The organism is Neobacillus soli NBRC 102451, assembly GCF_001591665.1.
Classification (GTDB): domain Bacteria; phylum Bacillota; class Bacilli; order Bacillales; family Cytobacillaceae; genus Neobacillus; species Neobacillus soli.
Window position 1 is genome coordinate 16,937 of sequence record NZ_BCVI01000029.1, and the last position, 24,967, is coordinate 41,903.

General features: G+C 40.5%; 25 protein-coding genes and 2 pseudogenes. 21 read left to right on the forward strand and 6 right to left on the reverse strand.

Going from position 1 to position 24,967, the window contains the following annotated elements:
• From BSO02S_RS10890 to BSO02S_RS10925, 8 genes and pseudogenes are all read left to right on the forward strand, one after another.
• Entirely contained in the window at window positions 1-1,527 is a 1,527-nt protein-coding gene (locus BSO02S_RS10890; RefSeq protein WP_066066691.1) for an acetaldehyde dehydrogenase (acetylating), read from the forward strand.
• A 16-nt stretch (window positions 1,528-1,543) separates the two neighbouring features.
• A complete protein-coding gene (locus tag BSO02S_RS10895) occupies window positions 1,544-1,837 on the forward strand; it encodes a BMC domain-containing protein (RefSeq protein ID WP_066066693.1) in 294 nt (97 codons plus the stop codon).
• A 30-nt stretch (window positions 1,838-1,867) separates the two neighbouring features.
• Window positions 1,868-2,512: pseudogene (locus BSO02S_RS10900) on the forward strand (phosphate propanoyltransferase); the annotation flags it as partial.
• A 261-nt stretch (window positions 2,513-2,773) separates the two neighbouring features.
• Entirely contained in the window at window positions 2,774-3,181 is a 408-nt protein-coding gene (locus BSO02S_RS10905) for a BMC domain-containing protein (RefSeq protein ID WP_066066697.1), read from the forward strand.
• A 56-nt stretch (window positions 3,182-3,237) separates the two neighbouring features.
• Complete coding sequence (gene mdh / locus BSO02S_RS10910; RefSeq protein WP_066066699.1) at window positions 3,238-4,188, forward strand: malate dehydrogenase; 951 nt, start codon at window positions 3,238-3,240, stop codon at window positions 4,186-4,188.
• Between the two features lie 351 nt (window positions 4,189-4,539).
• Entirely contained in the window at window positions 4,540-5,733 is a 1,194-nt protein-coding gene (locus tag BSO02S_RS10915) for a glucose-1-phosphate adenylyltransferase (RefSeq protein WP_066066701.1), read from the forward strand.
• 332 nt (window positions 5,734-6,065) lie between these two features.
• Entirely contained in the window at window positions 6,066-7,430 is a 1,365-nt protein-coding gene (locus BSO02S_RS10920) for an Nramp family divalent metal transporter (protein WP_066066703.1), read from the forward strand.
• Window positions 7,431-7,578: 148 nt separating this feature from the next.
• Window positions 7,579-8,370, forward strand: coding sequence for an HAD family hydrolase (locus tag BSO02S_RS10925; protein ID WP_066066705.1), 792 nt, complete (start codon window positions 7,579-7,581; stop codon window positions 8,368-8,370).
• Between the two features lie 73 nt (window positions 8,371-8,443).
• Here the strand turns inward: BSO02S_RS10925 and BSO02S_RS10930 are convergent, their stop codons facing one another.
• On the reverse strand, window positions 8,444-9,172 hold the full coding sequence (locus tag BSO02S_RS10930; protein WP_066066707.1) for a GntR family transcriptional regulator: 729 nt from the start codon (window positions 9,170-9,172) through the stop codon (window positions 8,444-8,446).
• 293 nt (window positions 9,173-9,465) lie between these two features.
• Here BSO02S_RS10930 and BSO02S_RS10935 point away from each other — a divergent pair, with 293 nt between their 5' ends.
• From BSO02S_RS10935 to BSO02S_RS10960, 6 genes are all read left to right on the forward strand, one after another.
• Window positions 9,466-9,774 carry a PTS sugar transporter subunit IIB gene (locus tag BSO02S_RS10935; RefSeq protein ID WP_066066709.1) on the forward strand — a complete coding sequence of 103 codons (309 nt, stop codon included), beginning with the start codon at window positions 9,466-9,468 and terminating at the stop codon, window positions 9,772-9,774.
• A gap of 7 nt (window positions 9,775-9,781) precedes the next feature.
• On the forward strand, window positions 9,782-11,137 hold the full coding sequence (locus tag BSO02S_RS10940; RefSeq protein ID WP_066066712.1) for a PTS sugar transporter subunit IIC: 1,356 nt from the start codon (window positions 9,782-9,784) through the stop codon (window positions 11,135-11,137).
• 137 nt (window positions 11,138-11,274) lie between these two features.
• Window positions 11,275-12,609, forward strand: a complete 1,335-nt coding sequence (locus tag BSO02S_RS10945; protein ID WP_066066716.1) for a 6-phospho-beta-glucosidase — start codon at window positions 11,275-11,277, stop codon at window positions 12,607-12,609.
• Window positions 12,610-12,615: 6 nt separating this feature from the next.
• A complete protein-coding gene (locus BSO02S_RS10950) occupies window positions 12,616-12,924 on the forward strand; it encodes a PTS lactose/cellobiose transporter subunit IIA (protein ID WP_066066717.1) in 309 nt (102 codons plus the stop codon).
• A 43-nt stretch (window positions 12,925-12,967) separates the two neighbouring features.
• Window positions 12,968-13,684 carry a chitin disaccharide deacetylase gene (gene chbG, locus BSO02S_RS10955; RefSeq protein WP_066066718.1) on the forward strand — a complete coding sequence of 239 codons (717 nt, stop codon included), beginning with the start codon at window positions 12,968-12,970 and terminating at the stop codon, window positions 13,682-13,684.
• A gap of 166 nt (window positions 13,685-13,850) precedes the next feature.
• Complete coding sequence (locus BSO02S_RS10960) at window positions 13,851-14,561, forward strand: DUF421 domain-containing protein (protein WP_066066720.1); 711 nt, start codon at window positions 13,851-13,853, stop codon at window positions 14,559-14,561.
• Window positions 14,562-14,713: 152 nt separating this feature from the next.
• On the opposite strand, the gene BSO02S_RS10965 is transcribed toward BSO02S_RS10960, so the two are convergent.
• The 3 genes and pseudogenes from BSO02S_RS10965 to BSO02S_RS10970 all read right to left on the reverse strand — a co-directional run bounded on the left by BSO02S_RS10965 (window position 14,714) and on the right by BSO02S_RS10970 (window position 15,778).
• Window positions 14,714-14,863, reverse strand: coding sequence for a YjcZ family sporulation protein (locus BSO02S_RS10965; protein ID WP_066066722.1), 150 nt, complete (start codon window positions 14,861-14,863; stop codon window positions 14,714-14,716).
• Window positions 14,864-14,964: 101 nt separating this feature from the next.
• Window positions 14,965-15,057, reverse strand: a pseudogene (locus BSO02S_RS27950) (YjcZ family sporulation protein); the annotation flags it as partial.
• Between the two features lie 268 nt (window positions 15,058-15,325).
• Window positions 15,326-15,778, reverse strand: coding sequence for a S1 domain-containing RNA-binding protein (locus BSO02S_RS10970; protein WP_066066724.1), 453 nt, complete (start codon window positions 15,776-15,778; stop codon window positions 15,326-15,328).
• Window positions 15,779-16,067: 289 nt separating this feature from the next.
• Between BSO02S_RS10970 and BSO02S_RS10975 the strand changes: the two genes are divergently transcribed.
• The 5 genes from BSO02S_RS10975 to BSO02S_RS26330 all read left to right on the forward strand — a co-directional run bounded on the left by BSO02S_RS10975 (window position 16,068) and on the right by BSO02S_RS26330 (window position 21,539).
• Window positions 16,068-17,171 (forward strand): threonine aldolase family protein, encoded by a 1,104-nt coding sequence (locus BSO02S_RS10975; RefSeq protein ID WP_066066725.1) that lies wholly within the window; start codon window positions 16,068-16,070, stop codon window positions 17,169-17,171.
• A 354-nt stretch (window positions 17,172-17,525) separates the two neighbouring features.
• Complete coding sequence (gene brnQ, locus BSO02S_RS10980) at window positions 17,526-18,917, forward strand: branched-chain amino acid transport system II carrier protein (RefSeq protein ID WP_066066726.1); 1,392 nt, start codon at window positions 17,526-17,528, stop codon at window positions 18,915-18,917.
• Between the two features lie 221 nt (window positions 18,918-19,138).
• Window positions 19,139-19,339, forward strand: coding sequence for a cold-shock protein (locus BSO02S_RS10985; RefSeq protein ID WP_007083691.1), 201 nt, complete (start codon window positions 19,139-19,141; stop codon window positions 19,337-19,339).
• Window positions 19,340-19,840: 501 nt separating this feature from the next.
• A complete protein-coding gene (locus BSO02S_RS10990) occupies window positions 19,841-21,283 on the forward strand; it encodes a DHA2 family efflux MFS transporter permease subunit (protein ID WP_066066728.1) in 1,443 nt (480 codons plus the stop codon).
• 79 nt (window positions 21,284-21,362) lie between these two features.
• Window positions 21,363-21,539, forward strand: a complete 177-nt coding sequence (locus tag BSO02S_RS26330) for a DUF2187 family protein (protein WP_084374980.1) — start codon at window positions 21,363-21,365, stop codon at window positions 21,537-21,539.
• A gap of 613 nt (window positions 21,540-22,152) precedes the next feature.
• Here the strand turns inward: BSO02S_RS26330 and BSO02S_RS11000 are convergent.
• Complete coding sequence (locus BSO02S_RS11000; RefSeq protein WP_066066731.1) at window positions 22,153-22,965, reverse strand: S1C family serine protease; 813 nt, start codon at window positions 22,963-22,965, stop codon at window positions 22,153-22,155.
• A 140-nt stretch (window positions 22,966-23,105) separates the two neighbouring features.
• Here BSO02S_RS11000 and BSO02S_RS28275 point away from each other — a divergent pair, with 140 nt between their 5' ends.
• Window positions 23,106-23,240, forward strand: a complete 135-nt coding sequence (locus BSO02S_RS28275; protein WP_268875994.1) for a hypothetical protein — start codon at window positions 23,106-23,108, stop codon at window positions 23,238-23,240.
• A 38-nt stretch (window positions 23,241-23,278) separates the two neighbouring features.
• On the forward strand, window positions 23,279-23,428 hold the full coding sequence (locus BSO02S_RS27025; RefSeq protein WP_157081435.1) for a hypothetical protein: 150 nt from the start codon (window positions 23,279-23,281) through the stop codon (window positions 23,426-23,428).
• Between the two features lie 279 nt (window positions 23,429-23,707).
• On the opposite strand, the gene BSO02S_RS11005 is transcribed toward BSO02S_RS27025, so the two are convergent.
• Entirely contained in the window at window positions 23,708-24,829 is a 1,122-nt protein-coding gene (locus tag BSO02S_RS11005; protein WP_066066732.1) for a flavin monoamine oxidase family protein, read from the reverse strand.
• Window positions 24,830-24,967: the final 138 nt, after the last annotated feature.

Here is a 24,967-nt window from a genome sequence, read left to right on the forward strand (position 1 = left end):
GTGCATTTTGATCAGGATCTCCAATCAATACAAGAAATGCGAGATGCCGTCAAGCGTGCGAAAGAGGCTCAATTGAAATACATGTCCTATTCACAGGAACAAGTAGATGAAATTGTTAAGCATGTGGCACAAGCCGCATTTGCAAAATCCCTTGAGCTAGCACAAATGGCGGTTGAAGAAACTGGCATGGGTATCGTGGAACATAAAAGGATTAAAAACGAAGTGGGTTCAATGGCAGTCTATGAATCAATTAAAAATGAAAAAACAGTGGGAATTATAAGTGAGGACCGTGTTCATAAGATAACGGAAGTCGCGTATCCATATGGGGTGGTGGCTGGGATTATTCCAACGACCAATCCTACTTCCACAGCAATTTTTAAAGCATTGATTTCATTGAAAACAAGAAATGCCATCGTCGTCAGCCCGCACCCAAGGGCTGTAAAATGTACGGTTGAAGCCTTGAAAGTTTGCAACGAGGCCGCGGTTAAGGCGGGTGCACCTGAAGGGCTGATTGGCTGGATTTCCAAGCCTTCGATGGCCGCAACAAATGAATTAATGAAACACCGCGACGTGAATGTCATTTTGGCAACGGGCGGCGGGGCATTAGTTCGCGCTGCTTATAGCTCTGGCAAACCTGCCTATGGCGTTGGACCAGGGAATGTCCCTTGCTATATTGAGAAAAGTGCCAATGTTTCTAAAGCTGCAGCAATGATTATCGATAGTAAGTCGTTTGATAATGGGACGATTTGTGCAACAGAGCAATCCTTGGTGGTTGATCGGAATATCCAGCAAATGCTGATCCGCGAGCTTAAAAATCAAGGCGCATATTTCTTGAATACGGAAGAGAAAGTCTTAGTAGAAAAAGTAATTGTTCTGTCACCAGGGCATTTAAATCCAGCAATCGTTGGTCAAAGTGCAGTGAAAATTGCCGAAATGGCGGGAGTTCAGGTGCCGGCTGATACAAGGGTGCTTATCGCTGAAGAGACACGAGTTGGTAAAGATGTACCATTTTCTATTGAAAAACTGTCACCACTCTTTGCCCTTTATACAGCTGAAAACTATGAAGAAGCAAAAGAATACTGTTTAAAGCTTCTGAATCTTGGCGGCAGGGGGCATAGCTTGTCCCTTCATACGAATGATGAGGCAGTCGCTAAGGAATTTGTTCTTGAAATGCCTGTCTCAAGAATAATGGTCAATACCCTTTCATCGATTGGTGCAGTTGGAGCAACAACAGGCTTAATGCCTTCCTTAACACTTGGCTGTGGTTCCTATGGCGGAAATATTACCTCAGATAATGTGTCCTCACGCCATCTGATTAACATTAAGAGAATGGCTTATGGAATCAAGGAAGTTACCATCCCAAAACCATCATCTTCAACTTCAGTCAAAGAGGAAGCGGCAGGTAATCAGGATGTTGAAAATATTGTTGACCAAGTAATAAAACAAGTAGCACCAGCCGGTGAGGTTGACGCAAAGATGATTGCCGACATGGTAAATCAAGTAATCCAAAAATATCAAACCAACTAATTAGGAGGAATGTAAAATGGCTAGAGAATTAACAGCATTAGGAATGATTGAAACAAAAGGTTTAGTAGCATCGGTAGAAGCAGCTGACGCAATGGTAAAGGCAGCAAATGTCCATTTAGTTGGTAAAGTTCATGTAGGCGGCGGAATAGTGACTGTCCTTGTTCGCGGTGATGTAGGTGCCGTTAAAGCAGCTACTGAGGCAGGTGCTGCCGCTGCCGAACGAGTGGGAGAGCTTATGAGTGTTCACGTCATTCCACGTCCACACAACGAATTAGAAAGTATTTTACCAAAGGTAGAAATCGAACTTTAATTCTAGACTAATAGGTTAGGAGCATGAAACATGGATCAACAGGCCATCCAATCGATAGTGGAGGAAATTGTTTCACGGTTAACTGGAGCCTCCACGGGAAATCGTTCCATACCAATGGCTGTTTCTGCTCGGCATTGTCATTTAAGTAAAAGCGACCTAGAGGCCCTTTTCGGTGAGGGGTATGAGTTAACGAAAAAAGCGGATTTATCACAACCAGGTCAATTCGCGGCAAACGAATCTATTACGATTGTCGGACCAAGAGGGAGCATTGAAAAAGTGCGCATTCTTGGTCCTGCGCGTTCGATGACCCAAGTGGAGGTAAGTCAAACCGATTCGGTCAAGCTCGGTGTAAAACCACCTTTACGAGAATCAGGTGATATTGAAGGGTCGGCACCCATCACACTCGTCGGACCGATTGGCAGCCTTTATAAAAAAGAAGGACTAATCATTGCCCAGGCTCATATTCACATGGCACCCGATGATGCGCTCTCATTCGGTGTTGGGAATGGGGAGTATGTCAAAGTGGAAGTGGATGGCGCCCGGCCTGTAACCCTTGGGAAGGTTTTGATTCGTGTATCTCCTAGGTACAAGCTTGAAATGCATGTCGATACAGATGAGGCCAATGCCGGTTTTATTACCGGAAAAACAACCGGGAAACTTGTTAAATACGAGGAAAATAAATTAGCTGGGAATGCTGAATCCTTCGAAAGCTTTGTTGGAAATCCGAAGGAAATGGTACCACCGGCTCCTAAAAAAGTTTCGAATCTGAAAAAGAAAAAGCTGTTAACGCAACGAGATGTACAAGATTGCCAAGAAGAGCAAATTGTGGTTGATCCTTCAACAATTATTACCCCTTTAGCACGTGATACCGCACGGGAATTGGGGAAAAGCATCAGGATATTTTAATCATCGTAGTGAAAGAAAGAGGTGAAGAACGTGTCTAGAGCAATAGGAATGATTGAAACAAGAGGACTAATTGGTTCCATCGTTGCGGCTGATGAGATGTTGAAGGCTGCTGATGTAACCTTAGTGAAGCAGGAAAAAGTTGATGCTGCCCTCGTTACCGTATTGATACAGGGAGATGTCAGCGCCGTTCAGGCCGCTGTAGAGATTGGTAAACTGGCTGCTGCAAGGGTAGGGGAGCTCGTTTCCGCCCATGTCATCCCACACCCGGATGAATCAATCAGGGATGTTTTATTAAAAAAGGATGAAAAAGTAAAAGAGTCCAGTAAGAAAAAGGAAATTCCCGCAGAAAATAAAACTTCTACTAAAAAGAAAATAGATACGTCCCAGGCAGCGAAAGATAAAGGAAAAGCAGAAAATATATCTGATGAAGAAAAATAATCTCGAATTCCACCTCTGGGGTATATAGATAAAGCAGACGGAACGGAGGATAAAAAATGGCTTTTACACGCAGAAAAATAGCTGTCATTGGGGCAGGATTTACCGGTGCGACAGCTGCACTAATGCTTGCCCAAAAGGAACTTGGAGATGTTGTATTAGTTGACATCCCGTCACAGTCCAACCCCACTAAGGGGAAGGCTCTTGATATGCTGGAGGCAAGTCCAGTTCAAGGCTTTAATGCGAAAATAATCGGAACTTCCAACTATGAAGATATTAAAGATGCCGATTTGGTATTAATCACCGCTGGCCTGCCAAGAAAGCCGGGGATGAGCCGAGATGACTTAGTGGCAACAAATGAGAAGATTATTAAAGAAGTTTCTGAGCAAGTAAAAATTTACGCTCCCAATAGTTACATCATCGTTTTAAGTAATCCGGTTGATGCGATGACCTACGTTTGCTATAAGACAACTGGATTTCCGAAAAACCGCATCATCGGCCAATCCGGTGTGTTAGACACAGCACGTTTCAATACATTTGTTGCGCAGGAATTGAATGTCTCGATTGAAGACATTTCTGGATTTGTCCTTGGCGGTCACGGCGATGATATGGTTCCATTAGTCCGCTATTCCTATGCAGGTGGCATCCCACTTGAAAAAATTCTTTCTCCTGAAAGAATCGAAGCAATTGTGGAAAGAACCCGTAAAGGTGGCGGGGAAATCGTTAACTTGCTTGGACAAGGAAGCGCCTATTACGCCCCAGCGGCCTCCATGGTACAAATGGCAGAAGCCATCCTAAAGGATAAGAAACGTATTTTGCCATCAATCGCATATCTCGAGGGCGAATACGGTTATAGTGATATTTATCTAGGAGTGCCAACAATCTTAGGCGGAAACGGAATTGAAAGTGTCATCGAGATTCCATTAACGGAGGAAGAAAGGGCTTCACTGGATAAATCCGTTGAATCTGTTCAACAGGTGATGTCGATTCTAGAAGCAGCAAAGGCTTAAAAACCAATGCCAGTAGTTTCGAATGATGTTTGAATTTAACGAGGAAAAGTTTTAAAGGGGGTCTACTTTTAAAAAGTGGGCCTTTTAATTATGGACTTTTAATTCAGCTAAGAAGGTTACTTCGAATGGTGTAACTGCTTGATTCGCGTAAATTACTTTTCTAAATTGCGACAATAATAGCCATTTCTAGAGTTTTACGGTCTTCGCTGGTCGATAAAAAAACAGTCCATTTTCACAAAGCTGTAACAGGTTAAATAAAATATTGGAAAAAATAGGTGATAATAAAAGTATAAACAAACTTTAAAACAGGGAGGGATGAAGGGGTGAATACCTATTAAGAGGAGGGGGAAAATGAAACAAAGAAAATGGATTGCAATGCTTTTAGCTGGTGGAAAAGGGACAAGATTAAACCTGCTTACCAACACGATTGTCAAACCGGCAGTGCCGTTTGGAGGCAAATACCGGATTATTGATTTTGCTTTAAGTAATTGTAAAAATTCGGGAATCGACACAGTCGGCATTTTAACGCAATATCGCCCTTATATTTTGCATGCTCATCTTAGAAATTGCAGCTATTGGAATCAGCCTGCTAGTTTTGGCGGTTTAACCATTCTTCCGCCCTATCAGCGCGATGATTCAGGGGTAGAGTGGTATGAAGGCACCTCGCATGCCGTCTTTCAAAATATTGAATTCATTGAGCAGCATCACCCTGACTTTGTATTGATTCTCTCTGCCGATCAAGTCTATAAAATGAATTATACGCTAATGCTTGAGCAGCATATTGAAACAAAGGCGGATTGTACAATTGCTGCTGTTAAAGTTCCATGGGAAGAGGCACATCGATTTGGTCTAATAAAGAGGGACAAATTCTCCTCAAAAATTATTGATTTTGAAGAAAAGCCAACAAATCCGACCTCGAATCTTGCTTCCATGGGAATTTATATTTTTAATTGGTCTATTTTGAAGGACTACCTCATTCGAGAGGAGGAAAAGGAATTTACGGAGCGGGATTTTGGCAAGAATATTATCCCTTCGATGCTGAGAGATGGATTGCAATTGTGTGTGTACGAATTCAACAACTATTGGAAGGATGTCGGGACCGTCCATAGTTACTGGGAGGCAAACCTGGACCTTTTAAAAAGTGAAAACAATATTTTCCTTCTAGATCCTGAGTGGGAAATCCATACGGTCGAAAATAACGAGCCTCCTTTCTATTTAGATGAAGGGGCAAAGGTGCAGCAAAGCTTAGTAAGCGAAGGCTGTGAAATTTACGGTACGATCGAAAAATCCGTTTTATTTCATGGCGTGAAGATAGGAAAGGGGGCACGTATTAAAAACGCAGTCATCTTACCCCATGCGATTGTGGAAGAGAATGTGTGGATTGAAAATGCAGTGGTTGGAAGCCAATCGGTAATTAAGAATGGTGTGATTATTGTCTCAAAGAACCCCGAAGTGCATTTAATGGTTGTTGGAAATCATGAAATCGTTGATCCAATGATTAAAGAGAAACCATCTAAAAACAATGTCATATCTGTCCAGTCATAGTTGGGCAAATTCCCTTTCGTAAAAACTGTCCAAGTTCCATTTTAACGGGATTCAGGACAAACTTTAAATATCGTTTCCTAGTAGAGAAGTGGAGTCTTTCCAGCGAAGGGCTCTTTTTATTTATACCACTCAAATCACCACTAAATGTTATTCCCATACCCTAAGTTGTTTTCCTTTTAACAAAATGTTGCGTGTAGGCAAAAAATATTTACAAATACAAGAAACCATGTTACGATACTTGCATATTTATAATCTGAGCGAACTATATTACTTAAAAAGTTGCACTAAGGAAAATAATTTAACTTTGTCCATCTTTTAAGGAGGGGATAATTATGGGGACTCAAACTCAAACCAAAGATGTAAGAGAAGAGCAAGGCTGGTTAAAACAAAGCTCAAATAGTAGTTTAGAAGAGGTAAATAACACAGTGAGTGTTCCGTCTAAAGGGGGATTCTGGCGAAAGCTTTTGGCCTTTGCCGGTCCTGGTTCCTTGGTAGCGGTTGGATATGTGGATCCAGGAAACTGGGCGACATCGATTGCCGGTGGGGCACGTTTTGGTTACACCCTGCTGATTGTCATTCTCCTTTCGAATCTAATCGCCATGCTGCTCCAAGCATTGGCATCCAAACTTGGTATCGTAACTGGAAGGGATCTTGCACAAGCAACTAGGGATGCAACGGGAAAGAAAACAGGCTTTTTTCTCTGGATATTAACGGAACTTGCTATTATTGCCACCGATTTAGCTGAGGTTATCGGTTCTGCAATAGCGTTAAATTTATTATTTGGTATACCTTTATTATTAGGAATAACCATTACCACCTTGGATGTGCTGCTCCTGCTTTACTTGCAAAAGAAAAGCTTTCGGATTATTGAATCAATTGTCATAGTGTTAATGGTTACTATTTTTGTCGTATTTGCTTTTGAAGTCATCGTGTCAAAACCTGAAATCTCGGCATTGTTTAATGGATTTGTTCCGAAAATGGAAATCGTTACAAATCCAAGCATGCTCTTCATATCACTGGGGATTTTAGGAGCAACGGTCATGCCGCATAATTTATATTTGCATTCGTCTATCGTGCAAACAAGACAGTACAAAAGAACGGTTGAAGGAAAAAGAGAGGCACTAAAATTTTCATTAATTGATTCGACATTCTCTTTAACAGGTGCATTTCTTATTAATTCGGCTATCTTAATTCTTGGAGCGGCTGCCTTTTATGGAACAAATTTAAATGTATCTGAAATTGAAGCAGCCTATGCCCTGTTAAGTCCAACCTTAGGTGTAGGGATCGCAAGTACATTATTTGCGGTTGCCTTACTCGCCTCTGGCCAAAATGCAACGATTACTGGAACGATAAGTGGTCAAATCGTCATGGAAGGTTTTATTCATTTACGAATTTCACCGTGGCTTCGCCGCTTAATTACCCGTTTATTAGCAGTCATTCCTGCCTTTATTGTAACTTGGATTGGCGGCTCTAAAGGAACAGGTGAACTTCTGTTGTGGAGTCAAGTGGTTTTAAGCCTGGCGCTCCCATTTGCGGTTATCCCGTTAGTCTTATTTACAAGTGATAAAAAGAAAATGGGTGAATTCGCAAATTCGCTGCCAGTAAAAATATTGGCATGGGTATGTACCGTGGTTATTGTCCTATTGAATGTATTCTTAATCGGTTATATTGTTGTTACGGGGCAAGAATTAGGATAAATAGAAGAAAGATCGTCCGCGCATGGAAAGCGGGCGGTCTTTTTTCATATGCAGTGCCTGACACCAACAAAGAAATTTGTTCAAAGAATATTCTTTCTATTTCAAAAATGGTAAACTAGTGAAAATATCTTTAAAAGTGAGGTCCAAAATGATTAAAGCGATTTTTTTTGATTTAGATGATACTCTGCTATGGGACCAGAAAAGTATTAAGGAAGCCTTTGTTGCTACGTGTAAAGCTGCCGAAGACCGGTATGGGGTCGATGCTGACCAACTGGAAGAAGCTGTTCGTGAGGCAGCGAGAAATCTATACGCATCCTATGAGTTTTATCCGTTTACCCAAATGATTGGTATCAATCCATTTGAGGGATTATGGGGTAATTTTTTAGATGTGCATGTTGATTTTATAAAAATGAAAGAAATGGCCCCTGCCTATCGAAAAGAAGCCTGGTCGGCAGGTCTGAAAACAATGGGCGTGGATGACCCAGACTTTGGCGATGAATTGGCGGAACGTTTCCCGCAGGAACGCAGGAATGCGCAGTTTGTGTACGAAGAAACGTTTCAAACACTTGATGGGTTAAAAGGAAACTATCAGCTTCTGCTTTTAACAAACGGGTCCCCAGACTTGCAAAATACAAAACTAGCAATAACTCCAGAGCTTGTCCCTTATTTTGACCAGATTGTTATTTCGGGCGATTTTGGTAGTGGCAAGCCAGACCCAGCGATTTTTGAACATGCCTTGTCACTCCTGTCTGTAGGGAAGGATGAGGTCCTCATGGTGGGGGATAACCTGATGACAGATATTCTTGGCGCTAATCGAGCCGGAATCAAAACGGTTTGGATTAATCGTCATGACAAAAAGAGAAATGAAGTGATTCCAACCTATGAAATTCAGCAGTTGGGGGAGCTTTATGCTATCTTAGAAGAGTTAAAGTTAAATTAGAAAAGAGTACAAAACGCCCTAAAAATATATATTTAGAGGCGTTTTTTTGTTTCCCGACAAATTCATTAAATACCTAGTAATTTCTCTCAATGACAAAATGGGCCAAATCGCCTCGATAGATTGTTTTCGAATATTCTATGATGGTGCCATCATTAAGATAGGCTATAGTATCGAGTGCAAAGCAAGGCTCGCCAAGGCTGATGTGAAGTCTTTTGGCTGAGTCCTTATCGGCAGTAAACAATTCAAGACTTTCCATTGTTTTGCTTATTTTTAACCCGTATTGAGTTTCCAAAAGGTTATATAATGATTTTTCACATGCTTCTCTATTTAAAGCAGGCGTTTTATACCATGGTAAATAGGCAATTTCATACTGGAGCGGTTCGTCATTGACAAAACGAACCCTCTCGAGCATATTGACGGGCTCGCCCTCGGGTATCTTTAACTGCTCACTAAGATATTCGTCCGCGGGAATTACATCCAGCTGTAGAACTTTAATTAACGGTTTTTTTCCCTGCATGGTAATTTGTTTCGAAAAATGTTCCACCGTCGTGGTTAAGATTTGTTTTACTTTGTTTACAGACACAAAGGTCCCGCTTCCTCGTTTCCGATAAACATAACCTTCCGCCGTTAATTGTTGTAAGGCAGTTCGTACGGTTGTCCGGCTGACCCCATACTTTTCACAAAATTCTGCCTCCGTTGGCAGCTGAGAGTCTGGTTTATATTCTCCCTCATTAATTAATTGGAGGATTGCATCCTTCACCTTCAGGTTTAGTGCACTTCCATCTTTCGCTTCTATTGTCATATTGAACCCCCTCCCTCATTACTATAAATAATCAAAAATCATCAAGGTAATGTCTAAAAAGACAATTTTTAAAATTTGTCATAACAAATTGTTAAATTGTATTATAAATATTCTGAATCATTAATACAATGATAATGCAACATTGTGTCAGTATTTTTTTCAGGAGGTGAAGGGGTAAAAGATACCGTGCACAGCTTTTCGGAATCAGTTCTTTCAGTTGTCTATCCGCAACGTTTATTGATGCTCTTATTTTTATTATTGTAATCGCTTTCAATTCAGGTAGGAGGTTTAGAATGAAAATTTTATTATGCTGCTCCGCCGGTATGTCGACAAGTCTGTTAGTTTCAAAGATGGAAGCAAGTGCAAAGTCACAAGGAATCGACTGTAAAATCTGGGCCGTCGGTTCGACGGAAATAAATGAACAAATCAATCATGCGGATGTCCTGCTGCTTGGACCACAGGTTCGCTATCTGCTCGCACAGCTAAAGAAGGCCGGGGCGGAAAAGGGAATTCCTGTAGATTCTATTAACCCAAGGCATTATGGCCTTTGCAATGGGGAGGAAGTATTGAAGCAAGCGATTCATCTCATAAAAGGGGAGTGAGGGCCAGATGAATTTTGTTGATAAATATATAATGCCGTTTGCAAATAAGCTTGGCAGCAACAGGCATCTTCTTGCCATTCGTGATGCATTGGTCGGAATGATTGCCATCACAATGATTGGTTCGTTATCTGTGCTATTAACGAACCTAGGCCAAGTACCTGGGATTGGTAAATATTATGAAAAGTTTATGATATCCATCTTCGGTGAAACATGGAAAACTTTAGGTGGAGATATCTGGTGGGGAACACTTGCCTTCATGACAATCTTTGCGGTCTTTGGAATTGCCAATAGACTGGCACGCTCTTATGGCGATGATGGGTTCGAGGCAATGCTTGTCGCTGCGGCTTCCTTTTTTGTACTTATACCGCAAGTAGCCAATGTCACTCTTACACCTGAGGGAGGAGAAGCGGTAACTGGAGGCGCATGGGGGTTTATTAGCTGGAATTATTTCAATGCTACCGCTTTATTCACCGGGATTATCGTCGCCATCGTGGCAACGGAAATATTTGTCCGGCTGGCGAAGGTGAAGTATCTAGTCATTAAATTGCCTGATGGTGTGCCACCAGCGGTTGCTCGCTCATTTGCGAAACTACTTCCGGGAATGGTGACGATTTTTACTCTCGGTCTTTTCGGGCTAATTTTACGAAAATTTATTAGTGATGGTGCCTATCTTAATGATTGGATCAACAAAGTACTTGTCTCACCGCTTACCGGTGCAGTCGATACATTGCCATTTGCGATATTAATCGTTGCCTTGGTACATGGCTTTTGGATTCTCGGTCTTCACGGACCAAATATACTCGGTGGCATCACAACACCTTTAATGACAAAACTGGGTCAAGATAATATCAATATGTATGCACAGGGCGTTGATGATTTAGGCAAATATCACGTTCTATCTGGCTCCTTCTTGGATGCCTTCGTTTATTTGGGTGGTTCCGGGGCAACGTTAGGTTTAATCATTGCCATGTTTATCGCCGGTCGAAAACGCTATAAGCAAATGCTCGCTTTGGGGACACCCCCTGGAATTTTTCAAATCAATGAACCTATTTTGTTCGGACTGCCCATTGTCTTGAATCCAATCTGGTTTATACCATTCATTCTCGGTCCGATCATTATGACCATCGTCGCCTATACTTCGATTAGTCTAGGCTTAGTTCACCCAGTTGTAGCGGATATTCCTTGGGTGACACCAGCTATTATGGGCGGATTACTGGCAACGGGCGGGCACATTTCCGGGGCCATTTTAGCAGCAGTGAATTTAGTGATTTCAGTTCTCCTTTACCTGCCATTTGTGTTTGTTACGGGAAGAATGGATGCGAAAAAGGCACAGGAGGCACCAGGGGATACTCCAACAACCTAGCTTTTCTTAGTTAAATTTCAAGCCATGGGCAATTCAGGAAAATGGCTTCTACTCTGGTCATTGCTCAGGGAATCGTATTGTTTGAAACAACCCGAATAGCTTATTTAAATAGATGATACAACCAGAGGTGTGATGGAATGAAAACAGGTTTGAAAATTGTAACAATTGGCGGCGGGTCCAGCTATACACCCGAACTAATTGAAGGATTTATAAATTATTATCATGAATTACCAGTCCGTGAAATATGGCTTGTTGACGTGAAAGAGGGACGAGAAAAACTTGAAATTGTCGGCAATCTGGCGAAAAGAATGGTCAAAAAAGCTGGAGTTCCGATTGAAATCCATTTGACATTAAACCGAAAAGAAGCATTGAAGTCTGCAGATTTTGTAACCACTCAATTCCGGGTAGGTTTGCTTGCCGCAAGGGGGAAGGATGAGAGTATTCCCTTGAAGCACGGTGTTCTCGGCCAGGAAACCAATGGACCTGGCGGCTTATTTAAAGCCCTAAGGACCATTCCTGTAATTCTTGATATTTGTGCGGAGATGGAGGAATTATGCCCAAATGCCTGGCTGATTAACTTTACCAACCCTGCCGGCATGGTCACAGAGGCTGTGCTTAGACATAGTACTATTAAAAAAGTCGTCGGCTTGTGCAATGTGCCAATTGGCATGGAGATGGGTGTCGCCAAGCTATTAGATGTGGACCACAACAGAGTGCGCATCGATTTCGCCGGCTTGAATCATATGGTGTATGGACTGGATGTTTTTGTTGATGGCGTATCCGTGAAGGATCAAGTGATTTCCCTCATTACCGATCCGAAAAAAAGCATTACGATGCAAAACATTCACGCAATGGGCTGGGAGCCGGAATTCCTGAAAGCGTTAGATGTTCTTCCGTGTCCGTATCACAATTACTATTATAAATCCGAAGAGATGCTAGAAAAGGAATTGAATAATTTTAAAGATGGCGGAACACGTGCGGAGGTGGTCAAAAAGCTGGAAGCGGAGCTGTTTGAGTTGTATAAAAATCCTAATTTAGCCATTAAACCTCCGCAGTTGGAGAAGCGTGGCGGTGCTTATTATAGCGAAGCTGCTGTACGGCTTATCCACTCCATGTATACGGATAAACGTGATATTCAGGCAGTAAACACCAGGAATAACGGGGCGATTGCCAGTATCCCGTTTGATTCTGCAGTAGAAATCAGCTGCATCATTACAAAGGATGGACCAAAGCCGATCGCGATCGAGGATTTACCGATTCAAGTGCGCGGCTTAGTTCAGCAAATCAAATCCTTTGAACGGGCAGCCATTGACGCAAGCGTTAGCGGCGACTATGGAACAGCATTGCTTGCAATGACCATCAACCCGCTTGTCCCGAGCGACACTAAAGCGAAAGTCATCTTGGACGAAATGCTAGAGGCCCATAAAGAATATCTACCGCAGTTTCATTCTTTTTCAGAGAAAGGGGTTTAAAAAAGAATGGAAAACTTAGAATCAATCGTTTTTCAAATCATCCTTCATGGCGGCAACGGGAGGAGCTCCGCGATGGAAGCAATCCATGCAGCAAAACAGGGTGACTTTGAAGGGGCCAAGGATAAATTACAGGAATCAATGGATGCCTTGAACGAGGCTCATCATATTCAGACCTCCTTGATTCAAGGGGAGATACGCGGAGAAAAAACGGAACTCTCGCTGCTAATGGTTCATGCACAGGATCATTTAATGAACGCGATGACAGTGAGGGATATGGCCGCTGAAATGGTTGAGCTTTACCAAAAAATCAAATGATTTAACATGAAAGCGGAGAAAAAACCATTAAGGTGATAAAAACATGATTAAATTAATTGTTAATGCGGATGACTTCGGGTTAAGTCGCGGCGTAAATTACGGAATCCTCGATAGCTATTTATATGGAATTGTCAATTCTACAACGATGATGATGAATATGGGCGGCACAGAACATGCCATTCAATTGGCCAAAAATAACCCAGAACTACGGGTAGGAATTCATCTGGTCCTTACAGGCGGGAAGCCCTTAACAGAAAATGTCCCATCATTGGTTGGTAAAGATGGTTATTTTAAATCCTTATCAGATTTTAATAATGGCAAAGATTTATCATTAGCTGAAGTAGAAAAAGAATGGAAAGCTCAATTCGAACGATTTATCTCTTCTGGGCTGCGGCCGACACATTTCGACAGCCATCACCATGTCCATATACTCAAAGAGCTGCAGCCAGTGGTCCAAAAACTGTCAGAAACGTACGGGCTACCAGTTAGGAGAAATGGGGGAAAGGCGATTGAGGGCACAGCATCCTTCTCCGATTTATCCCTGATTGATTTCTATGGAGAAGGTGTCACAGAAAGCTATTTTACCAACCTCTCGGCGTGGATTGAAGATGGTCAGACCGTTGAAATCATGTGTCATCCAGCCTATTTGGATCATGTCCTCCTTAATGGATCCTCATATAATGTGCAGCGGTTAATAGAGCTGGAAATTTTGACGACAGTAAAATTGCCTGGAAATCTTGTATTATTGAAAAATAATTAGAGAATAAAACGGAATCTTTAATCTTGGTTCCGTTTTTTCTTGTCTATAAGAATAGGGTTCAATAAGATGTCAAATTTCATTACACAACGTCTCGAGTAAATATTCATCTATCGTTTGGTCAATAATTACATTGTGAGTATTCGATTAAACATGAAGGATGAATCAAATGGAAAATTTAATAATTACCATTTCACGCACTTGTGTTTCCTTTTTAATCCTAATGATTGTTTCGTTATGGATAGGGAAACAAGTAAATTCCAGTAATAACCATTACAATTTTGCTCTATCTATCACCATTGGTTCTTTTATTGCAAATATGGGGTTTGATACCTATTTAAAATTTGTTCCCATGCTGGTAGCGTTCCTTGCCCTTATTACCATGTATTTTTTTAGCTCGCTTATTTCAACCCATAGCAGACGGTTTCGATTGTTGCTGTCAGGGGAGCCGACAGTCGTTATGGAGAAAGGGAAAATCTTAGATGAGAATATGAAAAAAATTAGGTATACCTTAGATGACTTAAACCAGCAGCTACGGGAGCAGGGGGTATTCAATATATTTGAAGTGGAATATGCACTTTTAGAGGTTAGCGGAAAGCTGTCCGTTATGAAAAAAACACACTTTCAAAATTTAACCAAAGGGGATTTTAATCCAATTGGTCTTAATAAGGCAGTAAAACTTCCTAAAGAACTAATCATGGACGGGGAGGAAGTCGAGAAGAATTTTAACTCCCACTATTCAAGCGCGTGGCTTGATCAGGAATTGAAAATAAGAAATTTACAGATGAAAGACATTCAGTATGCCGTTATTTCGTCAAATGGTTCGCTATTTATTGATTTATATGACGACCATTTAACAGCGCCATTGGATCGGGAATAGTGTTTTTTCACAAAGTCCATCAATACCGGGTTCTTAATAAATATCCAAAGCAAATTTGTTATTCAATAAATTCCTTCTATTTTGAATAAAAATTGGGAACTTCCCAATCGTGGAAGTTCCCTTTCTGAATAATAATTAGCTGTTTTAGTCAATCAATAAAAACAAGCTGCACCAACGATAATTAATAAGATAAACAATACAACGATTAAGGCAAATGCGCCAGCGCCGCCAAAACCAACACCTCCACCATAGCCATATCCGCCACATCCACCACATCCACCGTAGCCAAATCCACCGTACATAGAAAAATCCCCCCTTTCATTGGATTTAATAATTAATAATAGCCTCCGCCGCAGCCGCCGTAGCCTCCGCCGTAGCCTCCGCCGCAGCCGCCGCCGTAGCCTCCGCCCATAAACGAGGCACCCACAATTATAAGCAGGATAAACAAGACAACAATTAAGGCGAAGCCACCACCTGAACCAACACCATCTGACATTCAACAAACCTCCCTTACATTAGGTTAATAATAAAATATGTAAAAAATGAAAAGAGGGTTGGGCACAATGAAAATAACTAAGAACAGAAGTTTGTCCAATCAGAAAAAATGTGAAACTGTGGAATAGAGGGTGGTTGGTTTGGTTTGTGGCTATTTCTCGCGGGAATTGGGCAGGGGATGCTTAAAAATGGGTTTAATTTCCAATAAAGAAGGCAAGCCCGTTTATACAGGCTTGCCATTATCTATATGATGTTAAAAACGCAGCAAGTTATCCGCGTCTTCCGCCTCGACCGCCTCGTTTGGTTTCTGTGCTGCGTTTGAGCGTAGATAAATTTTCTTCACTTGCTTTTAAAAACTTAGCCATTTTATCTTCAAAGTTTTCTTTCGGTTTGAAACTGCTGCCTTTTGAACGGAAATCTTTAGAACGGCTATCAACTCTTCCCTGCCGCGGCGGGCGTTGTGAATAAGAAGAGGTTTGTCCTTCGGGTCTGTCTATTGCTTTTTTGATGGACAAGGCAGTTTTTCCGTCTTTTTCACTAATCACCTTTACTTCAATCATGTCGCCTACTTTAAGATGGTCATTCACATCTTTTACATAGCTGTCCGCAACCTCACTGATATGGACAAGACCTGTTAAGCCACCCGGTAATTCTACGAACGCTCCAAAATTAGTGATTCCTGTTACTTTACCTTGTACTTTGCTGCCTACTTCGACTGACATAGAAATATAGTTCCCCCTCAATAATGTAAATACCGTTTAATTATAACAAATTATTAGGAAAAATAAAATCATCTATTTTTCCGGGGATATTTTCTTCCATCTCTTCAATGGAATGACATCCGCTTTTATTCACTTCGCGGGTTGATAATGATATATTAAACGATATTAGGGTGGCATTGAAAGAACAGGAAGATTTGGTGTCAGGCACCGAAAGAACGCTCTATTTATCATAAAGGGTAAAGAGCAAATCGTTGCTATTACCATTACCTTTCGAAGGGAGTAGAAAACGTTGGACAAACATCATAGTTTATTAGAAGCATTTAAACAAACAAAATATCAGGTAACGGGTCATGGTTCAAGAAAAATTCAAATTCTGAAATCGGCTTTGAAGGATAGGGCTGAACAACTGGAAAGCGATGTTTATGGGAAAGGTAAAATCATCGAAGATTTCCAGGAGAAGATGGCTGCCTATTTGGGTAAAGAAGCTGCCGTCTTTTTCCCTAGTGGAACGATGGCCCAGCAAATTGCCTTAAGAATTTGGTGTGATCAAAAAGGACTTAGAAAAGTGGCATATCATCCCTTGTGTCATTTAGAGATTCATGAAGAAGATGGATTAAAAGAGTTGCATCATATCGAACCAGTTTTATTGGCAGATAAAAACAGGTTAATTCAACTGGAAGATGTTGTCGACATGGAGGAGAACATTGCCTGTTTATTGCTGGAATTACCACAACGTGAAATAGGAGGACAACTACCAAACTATAAAACTCTGGAGGAAATTTCAACTTATTGTCGTGAAAAAGGGGTTAAATTACATTTAGATGGTGCGAGACTTTTTGAAATTCTTCCCTTTTATGAAAAGTCTGCGGCTGAAATCTGTGCTCTATTTGATAGTGTATATATCTCTTTTTACAAAGGAATTGGCGGGATTGCCGGAGCCATTCTTGCAGGTGAAAAACTATTCACTGAGGAATCAAAGGTATGGAAAAGGCGCCATGGCGGGGATTTAATTAGCCTTTATCCATATATCCTTAGTGCTGACTATTATTTCGATCAGAGGAAAGGTAAGTTTCATCAGTATTATAACGAAGCGAAAAAGCTGGCCGAATTCTATAATCAATGTCATGCTGTTTCAACTAGACCCTCGGAACCGGTCTCTAATATGTTCCATGTCCATTTTGATGCGCCAAAAGAGGAGATTGAAGCGATTTTAATTGAAATCTGTCAAACCACCGATGTTGGTTTATCAGGCTATATCAGGGAAGTCAGTAAGACGACAAGTTTTTATGAAGTAAGCATTGGAGATTTGTATGCCCACATACCCAACGAAAAATTAAAAAAGGTCTTCCGTCTTCTTGAAGAGAAAATGAAGGAAATTTCACAGCAAAGTTAAATAAGTGCCTGACACCATCGATAAAACAGGATGGTGTCAGGCACTTATTAGGTTTAAAAGCTGAATTTCCACAGGTAGTAGAAAGACTGCCATTAAAATTATTCTTCTAAAATAATTTTAATGGCGAGTATTAGAAATTTTTAAGAATCTTCATTTTTTAAAATAATGCTTGTTTTCATTGAAAAAAAGTAAACTTTTGTCATTTCGAAATTATCGAAATAATCCCTGAAATATATTGAATTTGGCTTATGAGAATAGTAATATTATTTTCGGAATCTATAACATAGAGAGGGATATACATCATGGATTGTATATCGCCCAGTTCAAACATTATTTTAAGGGGATACAATTTATATGCAAAGTAGTAAACTGCCGTTTTCAAGGTATTTCATCATAGGAGTTATGTTGTTTGCGCTATTTTTCGGAGCAGGAAATCTTATTTTCCCTGCATCACTCGGTCAACAGGCTGGATTGAACGTTTGGAAGGCAGTTGGCGGATTTTTGATAACCGGAATTGGACTGCCATTCCTAGGGATATTGGCAATGGGTTTTTCCGGTAGCAAGAATCTACAAGAACTGGCAAGTCGAATTCATCCGCTTTATGGAGTCATCTTTACTTCGCTGCTTTATTTAACGATTGGGCCATTTTTTGCTGCACCAAGAACGGGTGCCGTTGCCTATGACATTGGAATCACACCGTTTGTAGGTGAAAGTGCTGGACATGTTGGCTTGATTGTTTTCACCTTGCTATTTTTCCTTGTCACCGTTTGGTTTTCTTTAAACCCAGCCAAGATTGTCGATTACGTTGGGAAAATACTATCACCGGGAATTATCGTGCTTATTTTGGTTTTATTAGTGATGGTGATGGTAAAACCCGTGGGTTCGATTGGAGCACCGCAAACGGCCTATTCAAACGGGGCGTTTATGAAAGGCATAATGGAAGGCTATAACACCATGGATGCCCTCGCATCACTGGTATTTGGGATTATCGTCATTAATGCAATTCGTACGATGGGTGTAACATCCACACGTGGAATCCTCTTCGCTTCAGCGAAATCCGGAATTGTAGCCATTATATTTCTCGGTATCATCTATGTTGGCATTGCTTATTTAGGGGCAACAAGTACAGAAGCATTCGGTCTTTTTGATACAGGGGGACCTGTTCTTGGGAAGGCAGCATCCTATTATTTTGGAACATTGGGAACAGTGATGTTATCAATAATTATTATCCTTGCCTGTCTTACAACGAGCATCGGATTGATGACGGCTTGCGGTGAATATTTCCATACGCTGTTACCTAAAGTTAGTTATAAAAGATGGGTTGTTTTCTTTTCAGTGGTTTCATTCGTTGTTGCAAACTTTGGGTTATCAAACATCATTCATTTTTCTATTCCTGTATTAATGTTACTCTATCCACTGGCAGTCGTCTTAATGCTGCTAACATTTTTGTCAAAGCTTTTTAACCATTCACGGATTGTTTATGCGGCTTCAATTGCAGTCACCTTTTTGATTAGTATCATTGATGGATTTAAAACATTCTGTGAACTGCTAGGCATCGACTATTTTGGATGGCTGGCACCGATTGTGACTTTTTATAAGCGGTCCCTGCCCCTATATAACGATGGGCTTGGCTGGTTGCTTCCGGTTTTAGTGACGATTTTGGTTACAGGAGTTTCTGTTGCTGTCCTGAATTTTTTTGCAATACGCAATAAAAAACAAAAAAGCAATTTCGAAAAGATTGCTTAAGAACTAATTCAATGAAAGTGTTATCCATGTAAAAGTGCGAAATAATAATAAAGCAAATAATATTGAAGAGATGGACTTGCATTATAAGAAAATCTCTGTTATATTGAATAAGAATTATTTTTGTTAGTCGGTAGGATTATTAAGTGCTAAACTTTCTGTCTTGAAGATCTGAGCAAGGATAGTAACACAATGTGTGCAAAGCACACGAGGAGGAAACAACAATGGAACAAGGTAAAGTAAAATGGTTTAATGCAGAAAAAGGTTTCGGATTCATCGAACGCGAAGCAGGGGACGATGTATTCGTACACTTCTCAGCTATCCAAAGCGAAGGTTTCAAATCTTTAGACGAAGGTCAAGCTGTTACATTTGAAGTAGAACAAGGTCAACGTGGACCCCAAGCTACTAACGTTCGTAAAGCATAATAAGAACTAAAATATAAAAAAGACTCTCTTGCAGAGTCTTTTTTTTGTCTATTGTCTATGTCTATAAAGAACAAGAGGAGCAAGATTCTTTTGTGCGATTTATTTTATTTTTTCCAAAACAATAAAAAAACCCTGCTCAGCAGGTGAGCAGGGCGGGTATTTGAATAACGTAAAGCAAATGGTAAATAGAGTATAGCATACATTGAAAGTAATACCTAATCCTTTTTTTAGAAATCACGAAGACTTTGGGAAATAAAAAGTCTGGTAGGGCGTTTTCAAACATTTAATATACAAAATAACATTATTATGTAAACTTATCGCAGAGCCATTTGTAAATATTTATGAGGGTCAACAGGGGGAATAAAGGATACAGATTCGCCAAACCTTTCACTAAAAGGAAAAATCATGTAAGCTGTAGAAGTGTGTGTTTTCTAGAATGACATTTCGAAAGTTGTAGCTTATGAGATTGCCAGATATAAAAAATGTGAAGGGGATAGGTGTATGACCAAATCAGTTAATAAGCAGAAGGCAATTGTTGCCCTGCTTCTGGCAGGAACGTTCATTGCCATTTTGAATCAAACACTCATGATTACGGCAATACCGTTGATTATGAGTGAAATGAAAATTACCGCCAATAGTGCCCAATGGCTCACGACCATATTTATGTTGGTGAATGGAATCATGATCCCTGTGAGCGCCTTTTTATTAGAGCGTTTTACAACTAGACAGTTATTTATAACGGCGATGAGTGTTTTTACTGCCGGTACCTTAGTTGGAGGAATGGCACCGAATTTTGAAATTCTTTTAGTAGGAAGGGTGATTCAATCATTTGGAGCAGGTGTGATGCTACCCCTGATGACCACGGTATTTTTGATGATCTTCCCTGTAAATAAGCGCGGTGCTGCAATGGGGTTGGTCGGTCTCGTCATTTCCTTTGCACCGGCGTTAGGACCGGCCTTATCTGGATGGGTAACGGCTCATTATTCATGGAGGGTTTTATTTTTCATCATTTTTCCAATCGCGCTGGCTACTATTCTTTTTGCCTTTCTTGCATTAAAAAATGTAACTGAGGCGTCTAAACCGAAAGTTGATGTGATCTCGATTTTATTATCTTCGCTTGGTTTTGGCGGATTGCTTTATGGATTTACTTGCGCAGGCAATTATGGCTGGCTGGGTTTAAGTACAATGATCTCTTTAGGGGTGGGCGGGCTATCACTCATCGTATTTATTTCTAGACAATTACGCATGGAACATCCGATGCTTGAATTCCGGATCTTTAAGTATTCTATCTTCCCGTTTGCAATCATCATTGGAATGATAGGCTTTATGGGGTTGATTGGGTCAGAAACGCTTATCCCTTTATTTATGTTAAATATGCGAGAATTCAATGCGTTTGAAGCTGGTTTGGTCCTTTTACCAGGAGCGCTCATTAGCGGATTCATGGCCCCGATTGCGGGAAGGATTTTTGATAAAATCGGTGCAAAATGGCTTGTTATTGTCGGCTTAACTATTTTGACAGTCTCTTCCTTTGCCTTTACAAAGTTAGATCCATCGACGACGATGACTTACTTAACCGTGATGTATGGAATTCGAATGCTGGGTTTATCGCTGGTGATGATGCCTGTCTCAACGACTGCTTTAAATCAGCTGCCAGGGCGATTAATTCCACATGGTGCGGCAATGGATAACACCATGAAAATGATTGCTGCTTCGGTCGGCACAGCGATTCTTGTTACCGTAATGACTACTACAGCGGAAACAGCGAAACACCGCCCCGATATATCTTATCCGAATATTCATGGAGCCAATGTGGCCTTTATGGTTATAGCTGTTCTTTCGTTTATTGGGCTCATTCTGTCCTTTTTTATTAAGAATGAAAGACAAACGGAAGAAGTCATGGAAAAAAAGCAGCTTAGGAAAGTAAAAGTCAATGCGCAGGGATGATGCAAGGTATGAGGATGGGACAAAAGCTAAGGTATAAATTGCCTGTTTATGGGTATGATAAAAGCGAGGTGATGAGGAAATGGCTACAGCAAAAATTGGCGATGTTATAACCTTTGAACGTGAGGGGAAAAGCCATGAAGGTGTCGTTTCAGGAATTAGGGAAAATTCCGTTATGGTCGAATATGGTTATTCAAAAGGCAAAGATGAACCGCTAGTAACGATTGTTAATCACAAGAATTATAAAATAAAAAAATAACAATTTCTAGAAGTTGTTCGTATCACTTATAGAATAATTGGGACAACGATGAAAACGGAAAATAAAATATGAATTAATCCATCTAAAGCGCGGGGCTGATTAACTATGCTCCGGGTTTTTTTATTTTCAATGGAATCATCCTATTCATACTTTACTTTCGAGATGCTATTTAGTTGGCATTTGGAGGAAAATGCGACTTAGAAGGGCTCTACCTCAACTTTGTGGATGAAAATTCACTCAAACATCTAAGTAGATGGGCTCTACTTCGTCAATTGGGCTGAAAATCCTCTCAAACATCTAAGTAGACAGGCTCTACCTCAACGTTTGGACATAAAATCCTTTCATACATCTAAGTAGACAGGTTCTACTTCGATGTTTAGGCTGAAGATCCTCTCGAACATCAAAGTAGACGGACGCTATTGGAACACATTTCTACTAAAAAATCTTAAAAACGGTATCCATGCGCTATTGGAGCACGTTCCTACTAAAAAATCTAGAAAAGGGTATCCAATAGCGCTATTGTGGGAAAATTCAAGGAATCTCTATCACCAAGCCATTAGAGGCAAGAAAATGCATGAACCACGTAAAATCCAACAGAAATGAATGACTGAGTTTAATTTTTCACTTCATCGAGTAGGGCCTTTATGTAATACGCCGGCACCGCAGCCCCAATAATTTCCTTTGTATCAATTGCAGGATTCTGCAAAGTGGCAAAGATTACTCCGATTACTTCCCCTTTGTCATTAATAACCGGGCTCCCACTATTCCCTTTATAGACAGGAGCTTCAATCATCATAACTGGAACATCCCAGTCTAGTAACATAACTTTACCTACAATCGTGCCTTGATTGGCGATTTGCGTAAAGGCTAACGGATTCCCAATAAAAATAATTTTCTCACCCTCCCATTTTTCCCACTCTTTTTCAAAAGCCAGCGGTAGAACAGGCAGATTATTTGCCTCTATCTCAACAATCGCAAGATCAAGTTCCGGATGTTTTACAATGACTTTGCCAACAAAGGAATCACCGGTTTTAAAATGTACATTCACCCTGTTGGTATTTTCTACAACATGTGCATTTGTCACAATTAACCCATCATCAGCGACATTGAAGCCTGTTCCTTTAACACCATTCCATTCAATGGTGACGACTGCTTTCTTGTATTCACTCACTTCCGGATTCTTGGAAAGTCTATTTGAAACCTCAATAAAATGGATAGCAGGGAGATTAAATACATCAAACCATATCCCCAATCCGCTGATTAACATGGAAAATACAAGCAGCAAACTAACGATTTTACCGATAAATTTTTTTCGCTTTCGTCTTTGTTCTTTTTCCTCTTCCCATTCTTGAGCCTCTTCTTCTAAAAATGAAGCTTCCCCATCCATTTCTTCCTCTTGGTGAAAATCATTATTTTCTTTCTCCACTTTTTCCCCTCATAACATGGTTTATTTAATCTTATTATAGCGAGTTTTATACAAACAAAAAATGACCTGCTTTGAAAAAATCATAAAAGAATGAACGCTTTGATTCAGTCCATAATAAATAACGAAAAGGAGGCGGCCGTATGGATCAAAAATATAATACTGGCGATGATGCCACAGTGGAATTGAAGAAGGCACTAAGAAAAAGTCCCCCTAAAAGCAATCCAAACATGAGTGAAGCAGAGCTGAAGATGAAATTTCAAGGAAAAAAAAGCTAGGTTCAGGCTATCCATCCTATTAATTGGAGGTGAAGGTAATGTCAGATAAAAATCCAATTGAGTTTACAGGGAAAGTTCTTGATCAAAGAAATAATCTTACGGGTCCTGACGATTCAGGTAAGGCATCTTTTCCAGAACGCCCTAAACATGTAACCATTCAGGTGCCAAATCGTATTAAGGATAAATAGCTTGTTTGGTTAAAGGAAATCAGATTAATTTTTCATCAAAATAAATCGCTTTTAAGTAGGGGGAGGGAATAGTATCGGGTTCCTCTTCCTATCACAAAACTTGAATTTACAGTTAAAAATGTAAAGTAAAATGCATATCAATTCGCACCGTATTTTGCGGTGCTTTTTTTAAAATAAAATAAAATAAAATAAAATAGCCTAGTTCCTATTGACTAAGCTATTCCTTGTATTATTAGAAGCCTATTAAGTTAAAGCACCTGTTACTTTAAGTATAATATGTCACAATCCGGTAGTGAAAGGCTTGTTAGTTAAATTAATGATTTTATCAACTGCCTGTTCAGCTGACTGAAGTGCACCTTCAAGATGTCCACTAGATTGTGAATTCGTCTCTGTACCAGCAAAAATAATTTTCTTTTCCCATACACCTCCTACTGGTGGTTGACCATAGCTCTGGTAATTTTTAAGAGGACTGATGTCTTCCTCAACAGCCGTTTCAGAATCGCTGGACCAATCCTTATAAAGAATAGCCTTTGCGTTTTTAGCTTCACTTCCAAAGAGCTTAACTAACTGGTCAGCAACCAATTTTAAGATTTTATCTTGACCCATTTTTTCGCGTGCTTCTGCAGGCATTCCGAAGAAACCAAATAATGCACCAGAGCCTTTTATAGGAGAAGCATCGTATATTTCTTGTAAGGGACCAACGGAGCTTAACACAAATCCAGAAAGTCCTAATTCTCTCCAGAAGGGACGATCATAGACTGCCACTACCTTGGCCTGTCCCGCCATCCACGTAGGTTTTTTGACAATGTCAGCCATAAGATTCGGAGGGAGGGAGGGAGAAAATTCAATGTGACGCGCCACAAGACGAGGTGGCAATGCTAAAATAACAGCATCTGCAGTAATTACTTTTGTCTGCCCATCAACCTGGTCTGCTTCTACCGTGATTTCACCAGCTTCATTCAGCTGAATTCTCTTCACTCGTGTTTCTAGCTCAACTATTTCTGAGGGAAACGTCTCTGCTAGAGCATCAATAAGAGACTGCACACCTCCAGTCAATCGGACCCATTTTTCGTCAGAATTTTCTTTCAGCACACAGCGCTCAGGCGGCTTGATTTGGAATCGTTCTATAAGTATTTCGCCTTCCTTATATTGTTCGAAAGTTTCTAAATTTAGTTCTTTTACAAGATTAGCAATATGGGTCTCATTCTGTGGCCAAAACCACGTCGGGCCAAGGTCAAATTTACCTAGGTCAGGTCTGTTTGGAACAGGAATACTCAAAACCCTGCCGCCAATCCTATCTCTAGCGTCTTGGACCCTGCATTTAATGCCTTGTTCAGTTAGTAGTGATGCAGCACGAAGGCCACTTAAACCAGCACCAACAATGATTACAGGATGGTTCATATTTTGTCCTCCTTCTGACTGTTGCTAGTTTGAATCATCATAACACGCACAAAAAAGCCATACAATATTAAAGTTGTATGAAGAACAATATTAAGAAAACTCTTTTAAGCATTTAAGTTTGTTTCCTGGATTTCTATT

Coding starts and splice junctions, on each gene's coding strand:
- BSO02S_RS10895 (WP_066066693.1), top strand. CDS start 1,544: ATGGCTAGAGAATTAACAGCATTAGGAATGATTGAAACAAAAGGTTTA.
- mdh (WP_066066699.1), top strand. CDS start 3,238: ATGGCTTTTACACGCAGAAAAATAGCTGTCATTGGGGCAGGATTTACC.
- BSO02S_RS10915 (WP_066066701.1), top strand. CDS start 4,540: ATGAAACAAAGAAAATGGATTGCAATGCTTTTAGCTGGTGGAAAAGGG.
- BSO02S_RS10920 (WP_066066703.1), top strand. CDS start 6,066: ATGGGGACTCAAACTCAAACCAAAGATGTAAGAGAAGAGCAAGGCTGG.
- BSO02S_RS10925 (WP_066066705.1), top strand. CDS start 7,579: ATGATTAAAGCGATTTTTTTTGATTTAGATGATACTCTGCTATGGGAC.
- BSO02S_RS10930 (WP_066066707.1), bottom strand. CDS start 9,172: ATGACAATAGAAGCGAAAGATGGAAGTGCACTAAACCTGAAGGTGAAG.
- BSO02S_RS10935 (WP_066066709.1), top strand. CDS start 9,466: ATGAAAATTTTATTATGCTGCTCCGCCGGTATGTCGACAAGTCTGTTA.
- BSO02S_RS10940 (WP_066066712.1), top strand. CDS start 9,782: ATGAATTTTGTTGATAAATATATAATGCCGTTTGCAAATAAGCTTGGC.
- BSO02S_RS10945 (WP_066066716.1), top strand. CDS start 11,275: ATGAAAACAGGTTTGAAAATTGTAACAATTGGCGGCGGGTCCAGCTAT.
- BSO02S_RS10950 (WP_066066717.1), top strand. CDS start 12,616: ATGGAAAACTTAGAATCAATCGTTTTTCAAATCATCCTTCATGGCGGC.
- chbG (WP_066066718.1), top strand. CDS start 12,968: ATGATTAAATTAATTGTTAATGCGGATGACTTCGGGTTAAGTCGCGGC.
- BSO02S_RS10960 (WP_066066720.1), top strand. CDS start 13,851: ATGGAAAATTTAATAATTACCATTTCACGCACTTGTGTTTCCTTTTTA.
- BSO02S_RS10965 (WP_066066722.1), bottom strand. CDS start 14,863: ATGTACGGTGGATTTGGCTACGGTGGATGTGGTGGATGTGGCGGATAT.
- BSO02S_RS10970 (WP_066066724.1), bottom strand. CDS start 15,778: ATGTCAGTCGAAGTAGGCAGCAAAGTACAAGGTAAAGTAACAGGAATC.
- brnQ (WP_066066726.1), top strand. CDS start 17,526: ATGCAAAGTAGTAAACTGCCGTTTTCAAGGTATTTCATCATAGGAGTT.
- BSO02S_RS10985 (WP_007083691.1), top strand. CDS start 19,139: ATGGAACAAGGTAAAGTAAAATGGTTTAATGCAGAAAAAGGTTTCGGA.
- BSO02S_RS10990 (WP_066066728.1), top strand. CDS start 19,841: ATGACCAAATCAGTTAATAAGCAGAAGGCAATTGTTGCCCTGCTTCTG.
- BSO02S_RS26330 (WP_084374980.1), top strand. CDS start 21,363: ATGGCTACAGCAAAAATTGGCGATGTTATAACCTTTGAACGTGAGGGG.
- BSO02S_RS28275 (WP_268875994.1), top strand. CDS start 23,106: ATGGATCAAAAATATAATACTGGCGATGATGCCACAGTGGAATTGAAG.
- BSO02S_RS27025 (WP_157081435.1), top strand. CDS start 23,279: ATGTCAGATAAAAATCCAATTGAGTTTACAGGGAAAGTTCTTGATCAA.
- BSO02S_RS11005 (WP_066066732.1), bottom strand. CDS start 24,829: ATGAACCATCCTGTAATCATTGTTGGTGCTGGTTTAAGTGGCCTTCGT.